At 32.1% G+C, this 9,214-nt stretch carries 9 protein-coding genes; 5 read left to right on the forward strand and 4 right to left on the reverse strand.

All coding sequences use genetic code 11. The features are described from left to right. Window positions 1-146 precede the first annotated feature (146 nt). From F8153_RS13405 to F8153_RS13425, 4 genes are all read left to right on the forward strand, one after another. A complete protein-coding gene (locus F8153_RS13405) occupies window positions 147-608 on the forward strand; it encodes a VanZ family protein (RefSeq protein WP_151866866.1) in 462 nt (153 codons plus the stop codon). A 26-nt stretch (window positions 609-634) separates the two neighbouring features. Next, entirely contained in the window at window positions 635-1,309 is a 675-nt protein-coding gene (locus tag F8153_RS13410; RefSeq protein ID WP_151866867.1) for a Dph6-related ATP pyrophosphatase, read from the forward strand. A 368-nt stretch (window positions 1,310-1,677) separates the two neighbouring features. After that, window positions 1,678-2,925, forward strand: coding sequence for a LysM peptidoglycan-binding domain-containing protein (locus F8153_RS13420; RefSeq protein WP_151866868.1), 1,248 nt, complete (start codon window positions 1,678-1,680; stop codon window positions 2,923-2,925). Window positions 2,926-3,130: 205 nt separating this feature from the next. Next, the gene (locus tag F8153_RS13425) at window positions 3,131-3,796 is read left to right on the forward strand and encodes a hypothetical protein (RefSeq protein WP_151866869.1); all 666 of its coding nucleotides are present in this window, start codon (window positions 3,131-3,133) and stop codon (window positions 3,794-3,796) included. A gap of 68 nt (window positions 3,797-3,864) precedes the next feature. On the opposite strand, the gene uvsE is transcribed toward F8153_RS13425, so the two are convergent. Continuing rightward, window positions 3,865-4,827 carry a UV DNA damage repair endonuclease UvsE gene (gene uvsE / locus F8153_RS13430; RefSeq protein WP_151866870.1) on the reverse strand — a complete coding sequence of 321 codons (963 nt, stop codon included), beginning with the start codon at window positions 4,825-4,827 and terminating at the stop codon, window positions 3,865-3,867. A gap of 492 nt (window positions 4,828-5,319) precedes the next feature. Between uvsE and F8153_RS13435 the strand changes: the two genes are divergently transcribed. Then, a complete protein-coding gene (locus F8153_RS13435; RefSeq protein ID WP_151866871.1) occupies window positions 5,320-6,096 on the forward strand; it encodes a DUF4652 domain-containing protein in 777 nt (258 codons plus the stop codon). 795 nt (window positions 6,097-6,891) lie between these two features. Here F8153_RS13435 and lepB read toward each other — a convergent pair. The 3 genes from lepB to F8153_RS13450 all read right to left on the reverse strand — a co-directional run bounded on the left by lepB (window position 6,892) and on the right by F8153_RS13450 (window position 8,929). Beyond that, window positions 6,892-7,581, reverse strand: coding sequence for a signal peptidase I (gene lepB / locus F8153_RS13440; RefSeq protein WP_243136986.1), 690 nt, complete (start codon window positions 7,579-7,581; stop codon window positions 6,892-6,894). 142 nt (window positions 7,582-7,723) lie between these two features. Continuing rightward, window positions 7,724-8,167 carry a GNAT family N-acetyltransferase gene (locus F8153_RS13445; protein ID WP_151866873.1) on the reverse strand — a complete coding sequence of 148 codons (444 nt, stop codon included), beginning with the start codon at window positions 8,165-8,167 and terminating at the stop codon, window positions 7,724-7,726. Between the two features lie 54 nt (window positions 8,168-8,221). Further along, entirely contained in the window at window positions 8,222-8,929 is a 708-nt protein-coding gene (locus tag F8153_RS13450; protein WP_151866874.1) for a DUF5131 family protein, read from the reverse strand. Window positions 8,930-9,214 lie beyond the last annotated feature (285 nt).

Here is a 9,214-nt window from a genome sequence, read left to right on the forward strand (position 1 = left end):
AGTGGGGTACAACTACATTGAGTAGTAGTCCCACTCTTTTTTTATATACTGAAAAAAGAAAATTTTATTACTATAAAGGCTTTTTTATGCCATTCAGCCTTGGTATAATTTAGATAGCAACTCTTATCACTAAGGAGAAGAAACCAATGAATTTCCATAAAAGATCTAAAAAAACTACTTGGATATTTGTATGTTTGGCATTTTCACTGTATCTATTTTTTATGATATATGTACTTTTTATAAGTTCTTATTATAATAGAACTCCCGGAAGGGTTGGATTCAATATAATACCCTTTAAAACCATAATCCAATATATTATGAACCTTAAATATTACACTATAGAAAATGTCCTTACGAATCTTTTAGGCAATATAGTTGTATTTATACCCTTGGGATTTTTCATACCCTCTATATTCAAAACTTTAAGAAGTGGTGTTCAAACAACTATATCAGTTCTTATAATAACCTTCGTAGTAGAAACCTCCCAACGAGTCCTTCAAGTGGGAAGCTTTGATATAGACGATATTATTCTAAATTCAATTGGAGGCTTAATAGGCTACTTTATTTTTTATATATCATTTAATAAGAATGAACAACAATCAAAATAATCAATCATTGATAGGAGATTAACTTTATGGATCAGAATATAATTACTAAAAACCTACCCTTTTTTACATCCTGGAGTGGTGGCAAAGATTCCACCCTAGCCCATTATAGAGCTTTGAAAAATGGGGGTGAAGCAAAGGCTCTATTTACGATGTTTACTGAGGAAGATACCCATTCAAGATCCCATGGATTACCTAAAGAGGTTCTAATAGCCCAGGCTAGATCGTTAAATATTCCCTTTGTTTGCAAAGGTGCCACCTGGCAAAGTTATGAGGAGGTATTTGTTAAAGTTCTTCATAACTTTAAGGAATCAGGAATTCAAATGGGTGTATTTGGCGATATTGATTTAGATGAGCATCGTCAATGGCAAGAGAAGGTATGCAAAACAGCAAATGTTAGACCCTATTTACCTCTTTGGAAGGAAGAACGAAGAAAGCTTTTATTGGAGTTTATAAACTTAGGCTTTAAAACCATGATTATAGCAGCTAAGGATAAAGTTATGCCCAAAAGCTTCTTAGGTAAAACGATGGATTTATGTCTTGTGGAAGAAATAGAAAAATTAGGAGTGGATGCCTGCGGAGAAGAAGGGGAGTTCCATACAGTTGTTTATGATGGACCCATATTCTCATATCCTCTTTATCTGAAGCTAGGAGAAAAAGTATTGAAGAATGGTTACTGGTTTCAAGAGGTAATGTTGAAATAATGGCGTATTTTTCTATAATATAAACATACCAATGATCGATTATAAAGGGGTAATTAAATGACAGAGGAAAGAGGAAAAATAGAGGCAACCCTACAGTGTTTTTTGCTGGCCTAGACAACATGGATTAAATTTATCGATTATTGTAATCTGCTGAAAATAGAGGGTGAATGGTGTATCTTTAATAAAATATGGTTTACTGAGGTCTTTAAAGAACGATAGCATACCTCAGGGATGTTAAATTAAACACCACTGATGGTATCTCGAAAGGGATTAGTCTGTGGTGTTGTTATTCCATTTATTACTCCTAGATATAGTTTACATAATATTATACTATTAAACTAGAACTGTAAAAGGGAGGTAATAATGTAATGAAGAAAAACCAAAGATACATGGTGTTTCTTATAGTATTGATGTTTGCCCTTACCCCTGTTGCTGGTTTTGGTGCGCAAATTCATAGGGTTTCATTTGGGGAAAGCTTATTTTCTATTTCTCAAAAATATGGAGTCACCTATGATGAAATCGCTACTCTTAACAAGTTCTTAATAGCACCAGATAGAGTCTTCAACAGGCAGGTATTATTAATACCTAGGGACAAAGTTAATACCTATAGAGTAAAAGCCGGTGATACCTTATTTAAAATAGCTAGTAGCTATAAGCTATCAGTATTAGAGTTGGCTGCTGCCAATAAAATATCTGATGTTAATAGTATTCAGGTGGGACAATTACTGCATATTCCAGAAAAAACAGTAAATAGCCCTACACCACCAGTAACCCCTCCAGCTAATAATAGTTATACAGTAAAAAGGGGAGACACTCTATACAAAATTTCTTTGGCAAAGGGTACAACAGTAGGGGAATTAGCTAAGGTAAATAATATCAAAGATACAGATATTTTATATATTGGCCAACAGTTAATCATACCCCCTCCAGTAAAAAAACAACCAGAAAAAGAGTTTCAATTAACGGTATCACAATTAGTAAAAATGTATACAGATCACTTCTTTTTAAAGGGTAAGGGCTATGATAGAAAAATTGCTTTAACCTTTGATGATGGTCCAAACAAAATCTATACACCACAGATTTTGGATATCTTAAAGAAGTACAATGTTAAGGCCACCTTCTTCATCATGGGTTCAAAGGCTGAAGCCAGTCCTGAACTGGTTAGAAGAATCGTTAATGAGGGTCATGTTATTGGAAACCATACATGGAATCATCCAGATTTAAGAAAAGTCGATATGAGTAAATTTATGACTGAACTTGAAAGTACGGAGAAGGTTATCGAAGATCTTACAGGAAAGAAAACTGCTTTAATAAGACCACCCTATGGGGCAATAAATCAAGAAAAGCTTGAAACCTTAATTTCAATGAATTATAAAACAATAAACTGGTCTGTTGATTCGGTTGATTGGAGAGATCAAGAGGTAGATAAAATTCTTGTAAATAGCTTTAAAACCATTCGAACAAATGATATCGTATTATTCCATGATTCCAGTGGTGAAGGGGTAAGCATGCAGGCAACTGTAGATAGTCTTCCAGAGCTTATTGAAACATTAAAGCTCCATGGCTATAGCTTCGAAACAGTAGATGAATTGTTGGATATAGAAGCATATAAATAAGTATATGATATGAGGCCTCCCTTTATAGGGAGGTTCTTAAAACTTTAAAGTATTGCATTGTAAACTGTTGAATTTATGTAAAAATGGTTATCTTTTAGGAGGATATAATATTGACATGTTGTGACAAATAATGATAGAATTTCGAGGTAGACTCTTTAGGTTATTGCATAAATATACACGGGACATAAATTGAGGAGGAGATTATATGAGACAAGCTAAAAAAGTTCTATTGCTGGTTTTAATGGTGAGTCTTATAATGTCAGTTATTGTAGGCTGTTCATCCAAACGGGATGTTGAAGAGGTTATTAGTATGGGAGCCTTAGAAGGAAACACCTTTACCAATGATTATTTTGGTTTTTTTGTAGAGATACCAGAGGAGTGGATAATAGCTTCAGAAGAAGAAATTGCAACAATTACCAATGCAGGTAAAGATCTTATTGTTGGTGAAGATGAAGAAAAAGAAAAAGAATATGATCTTTCTATGGAACAAACCCTAAATATGATTTTTGCTTTTAAGTATCCTCTTTCTTATACAGAAGGCTTTAATCCTAGCTTCTTAACTATGGCTGAGAACCTAGATCTTCTTACAGGGTTAACCATTAAGGATGGAGCTGACTATTTAGCTAATATGGAGGAAGTAATTAAGTTGACAGGAATGCCTTATGTATTTAAGGAGGTATATACTGAAAATATTGGTGGTAGAGAATTCCACGTATTAGAATCCTATGTTGATATCGGTGTGGCGAAAATCATTCAAAAGAATTATTCAGCAATTATCAACAAATATGCCCTAGTATTTAGTGTATCCTATTCTAATGAAGCAGAAGAAATGGAAGTAAAAGAAATACTTAATTCCTTAAAATTTCAGTAAATACTAATCTAGAAAAAAACTGATATCTTTAGTCGGATATCAGTTTTATATTTTACAAGATTTTTATTTTATACCTTAATTGACCCTCCGTCAAGTATGGTGATCTCATCAAAGGATTTAAGCTCTTCCATTACCTTAAATAGAGCTCGATCCTTCTCCTTGGCTTCTATCATGATGTCAAAATTTCTATTGATTTCCTTAGCAATCTGAATAAAATCCATTAAAAAGCTGGTATCTATATAATCAGCATGGGCCTTTGGTTGCTTTTCACATTTTGGGCTTGATGCATGTATCTTAGGAGGGTAAGCTTGGCCAGTCCATGTATTAAATATATCCTCCAATAAATCCAATAAATTTTCTCCTTCATTATTACACCAATGATGATGTATATCTAAGACCATTGGTATATTCAACTCTTTACATATCCATAAAACTTCCTTAGCAGTATAAGATTTATCATCATTCTCTAATATGATACGATTCCTTATATTTTCATTTAATCTATGAAACTGCTGTATAAACCTCTCTATAGATTTTTCTTTGTTTCCATAGGTCCCACCCACATGCAAAACTAATTTGCCATCAATAGGGTTGATACCCATTGCATTAAAAATATTGTCATGGTACTCTAAATCCTTAATGGAAGAAGTTAATACACCTTCTTCGGTTGTATTGATGACTGTAAAGTGATCGGGATGAGCACTAACTCTAAGATTATGTTCTTTAATATAGTCACCGATAATCTTGTATTGAGCCCTAAAGGGTTCTATATAATCCCAATCAAAAACTTCATCATGGGTTACTAATGGTACTAGCTTAGAAGTAAATCTGTAGACTTTAATATCATGGGCCCTATTATAGATCAAAATTCTTCTAGTAGCATCTAGATTCTCACCAACTAAATGCTTAAGTTTGTAAAGTTGGGTATCTACGTCAGGTAGCTGTGAAAAACGCTTATAGGTTACGGTTTTATTTGGTGAAGCATTCTTCAAATTTAATGGCAATGCAACATATCCAAAGTGAATAATCAAGGCTTTCACCCCATTTCATATTTGTATTTTGATGTTATCTAATGAGTTTTATATATTTTACCCTAAAATAATAGCTAAAATGTCTAAATAGAATAATTGAAAACTATAGTGTTTTTCAGTGGAGCACACACGAAGTGTCCTTCAGTGGTGTACAATATAGTTCATTCTTGACTAAATATTAAAGCAATGTCGATAAAGAGTTGCAAGACATTTCGACATTTTGAAATGTTGTCGAAGGTTGTTTTCGACATAGAATCTCCGTAGTAAAAATCGACATCGACATTAAGAATCATAATAAATTCATATTGGTAATATATAACAAGCTCTATCCAATATAAAGTTAATAATTTAACAAACTCTGTGGATAAAGGATAAAGTTATACACAAGAGATGCAAAGCAATTTATTACTATAATGGATTAATTCCTTAGGTTTGTTAGTTTGCTGTTCCTTTGATATAATAAAGTTAACTGATTAAAAGGAGCTGATATTAATGAAAAGAACCTTAATAGTTATCATGATTATTTTTCTCATCACATCATTGACTGCAGCCTGTGGAGAAAAGGGAAATTCAATAGAGTTAGATAATTCAGAGGGTAATTTAACAGCTGATAATAGTGCAGAAGAGGCCGATGATCATAATGGTGATGCAAATGAAGCAGCTGATGATCAAAAGGATGTATCTCAGGATGATGAAGATGTGAAAGATGACTATATGGAGTATGAAGAGATTTATATGTTGGATAATGATATAACAATCCTTTTTGGTGAGTATACCAAAATAAAGATTAAGACCAAGGATGGTGAGGAGTATATCAGCGACGATTTTTCATCTATACCAGTTTTATCTCCAGACCAAAAGAGATTAGCTTTTATATCACCCTATGAGTTTGAAACCTTAGGGGAGCTTCATATATATGATATTGATAGTAAAACTAAATCAACGATTATCAAAACCATTGATATAGGCGATCAATCATCTGTTAAGCTTGTAAAATGGTTGGATGATAGATACCTTCTAACAATAATAGGCTATGCTTATGGAACAGTAAGTCGTGGTGGCAGCCTATATATCTACGATACAAAGGAAAATAATTATAAACTATTGTTAGAAAAAGAGGATGAAAATAGAAGAGAGATTATGGATTTGGTTATCAAACCTTCTGAAGTAACCATCATGTATGCAAAACATGATGAACAATACATGGAGTATAAAGTTGAAGAAGAAGTCTTTACTATTAATGAATTGCTAGAGATGATTAAAAAATAAAGTAATCTATATAAAAAAACATAATAATAAATACCAATATTTGTAAGAAAACATAGTTCTTTTATTATAATGATAAGTAATCGGATAAGGCAGGATGTGGTTGCCAACTTACTCATATATCTCTAATCTGCTATCTAGATAGGAATAAAGACCAAAAAAATAATCACCCTGCACCGCCAAGGATAGTGATTATTTTAATAAATTAACTATTCTTGGTAACCGCACCTTGCGGAACCGATTACCTTTAAATATGTTATACCATATAATTACAATATGTAAACCTTAATTGCCTCAAATAGAAGAGACCTAAGATCATAGAATAAAAGGGGTAGGTACAAAATCCACTAAAAATTACCCTATATAAACATCAATCTAACTATTCTTTAAATGTATATTTAGGGAATAGTTAGATTGAATTATTTATCTATTACTTAATATGATGTTTTTATGTACCACTATCATGTTGTTTCATCTATGCAATAATAATTTTAAAAACCAACTATTTGGATTCATATAGTCTTAATCATTTAGTTTAAGTTAATTATTTATCGAATGGCTCAATATGGTATTAATTTAACACATATTTATTGTCTTAACCATATATAAATATTAAATACACTTTATTTTAAAATGTATTTCGACTTACTAATCAACTTTGTACCTTATTTGAGTCATAAACTAATATCTCCCTCGATAAAGACTAAAAATTTATCTTTTTATTGAACTGTTGTTCCGTTTATGCAAACATTGTTAGGTAACCAAACTTTTACAGGATATCTGACACTGATTGCATACCTATTTTAAATCTCCAGATTTATTAATTGGCCAAAGCCTAAATATTGCTTTTCCTTCAATACTCTTAATATCTACAAAGCCAAATCTTCTACTATCGTCGCTATTTTCTCTATTATCCCCCATTACAAATAGTTTTCCTTTAGGGACAAAAACAGGATACTCAACTGAGCTTTTGATTGTATTACCTTTAATATATTTCTCATCTAAAAGTTTATCATTTAGGTAAATTTTATCATCTTTAATATTAATTTTATCTCCTGGCACCCCTATTACCCTTTTAATAAATCTATTTCTGCGAATTTCACCATCTAATTTCATTTTCATATCCTTAAGTACATTTATAAATCTATCATTAAATCCTTCATTTATTTCGCCTTGAAGAAATACAACAATATCTCCGGTCTTAGGATTTGAAAAATGGTAAGAAATCTTATCTATATATAATTTTTCTCCTTCAAACAATGTGTTTTCCATAGAACTATGTTTTACTTCAGTTAGTGCATATACCTCGCTATTTAAGAATGGAACAATTAATATGGCTATGATTATATACACAGCCCATTCTAATACTTCATGCAAAATAGTTTTTTTTCTTCCGTTTTTCATAATGATTTCAACTCCTCTTATAATTGAAACATAATTATATTCTATATAAATTGAAGCAATCATGTTACATAGATAACCTTTCATAATTATAACATCCCTGAGGCCCAAGCCCTAAACTAAAACGACTTTGTCGAACTCTATTCCCGGTGCTTGTATAGTTAATTTATGGACAGGTGGCTCACAGTCCCGTGCATCAACTCACTTATATATGATTGTCCAATTCCCACTATTTAACCAGAACTATCAAATCACCAAGTGTTTTAAATCCGTTTTTTTCATAGAATTTCTGCGCTGGGTAATCTTTTTCAGTATTTAATATGATTGCCTTCATTCCTTGCGCTTTAATATCTTCCTCTATTGTCTTTATAAACCAGCTTCCAATACCTCTACCCTGCATTTCGTAACTAATGCAAAATTCATCAATATAATACTCAAAACCTTTTATCCAAGGTTTTTTCATACCGATACTCAAGGCTACTATCTTATCATCTAACAAAGCTGCATAACCTACAAAGTAGTTATTGTTAAAGTGATTATAAAAAAAATTCACTACTTGTTCTCTCGATTCATAAACATCATTCCATGGTTCTTTAGTGAATGTATTAATATACAAATCCACACAATCATCAATCATTTGCTTTTTAATTTTTAAGAAAACTAAATTTTCCATGCTTTTCCTCCCCCACTACCTGTTATTTGTCTCAAAACTTTTACTATATATTATTTAGCAGTTTATATTTGCTTTTTTCGCTTGACTGCACAGCTCTCTAACATTTAACGTATAGCTTTTGTTATCTTTTATAAAATGTGTACCACATTGCCTAAACTCAAAGGGTACACCCTTAGCAATACACTGTTCTCTTATCGATAAAACCCAGTCATAATTAAGAGGTCTAGCATTATAATCTGACTCACCTCCAACTACAACTAACTCTACTTCATCAAGATACTTTTTAATATTAACACCTTCAATAAGAGGTTGACAAATAATATTTTTATGTTTTATGGGCAGCTTTGAAAATATTGAAAGTCGAAAATCAGCTCTATCCTGATTTTCTATTGTACAACCAACTGTCACATTATCATAGCCGACATTCCAATCATTAGGAATACACTGCATAAATCTTTCAATACGCTTTGTCAAAAAGATAAAATGCAAGTCGGGACGCTCTCGCATCATAGACCAACAGTCATTTCTCCATTGGTCTGCATCTTCTATAAGAAAATCTGTAGAAAAACACAGATAAACTGTTTGTCCCGATTTTATTTTGTATTCGCCTTTTTTATTTGTCTCAATCGGAGCATTAAAGTTTTCGGTTTTTACCACATTATTCGTTTTAACTCCTCGCTTGCTGTCACCTTTGTGAATATAGCAGAACTTACATCCTTCACTATACTTGCAACAACCTCTCCATGGATTCCACATCGCCATAGCTTCACCTCCCTTACCTGTATTTAGCATTAACAAATAATAGGGTATCTCCTTGTCTTTTCAATAGACCTCTGAGAAAATCTATGATATTCAATTTCCTATAACGTTTCTGTATTTACGACGCCTTTGGACTAGTAGCATGTCCTTTATATATAGCGTCTAACCTTACTCATATAGATTTTATACTCTTCTCCAAATTCTTTTATACACCATCTTTCCTCAGATAAAATAAGATAATGTACTGAAATTTGAAATATTACTAGCTCTTAATCCCCCTAACCCTTT

Origin of the sequence: Alkaliphilus serpentinus, assembly GCF_009017255.1 — a bacterium.
Lineage (GTDB): Bacteria > Bacillota > Clostridia > Peptostreptococcales > Natronincolaceae > Alkaliphilus_D > Alkaliphilus_D serpentinus.

Excerpts from the sequence above, each read along its gene's own strand:
- F8153_RS13420 (WP_151866868.1), top strand. The coding sequence starts at position 1,678 with ATGAAGAAAAACCAAAGATACATGGTGTTTCTTATAGTATTGATGTTT.
- F8153_RS13405 (WP_151866866.1), top strand. The coding sequence starts at position 147 with ATGAATTTCCATAAAAGATCTAAAAAAACTACTTGGATATTTGTATGT.
- lepB (WP_243136986.1), bottom strand. The coding sequence starts at position 7,581 with ATGAAAGGTTATCTATGTAACATGATTGCTTCAATTTATATAGAATAT.
- F8153_RS13450 (WP_151866874.1), bottom strand. The coding sequence starts at position 8,929 with ATGGCGATGTGGAATCCATGGAGAGGTTGTTGCAAGTATAGTGAAGGA.
- F8153_RS13445 (WP_151866873.1), bottom strand. The coding sequence starts at position 8,167 with ATGGAAAATTTAGTTTTCTTAAAAATTAAAAAGCAAATGATTGATGAT.
- F8153_RS13435 (WP_151866871.1), top strand. The coding sequence starts at position 5,320 with ATGAAAAGAACCTTAATAGTTATCATGATTATTTTTCTCATCACATCA.
- F8153_RS13425 (WP_151866869.1), top strand. The coding sequence starts at position 3,131 with ATGAGACAAGCTAAAAAAGTTCTATTGCTGGTTTTAATGGTGAGTCTT.
- F8153_RS13410 (WP_151866867.1), top strand. The coding sequence starts at position 635 with ATGGATCAGAATATAATTACTAAAAACCTACCCTTTTTTACATCCTGG.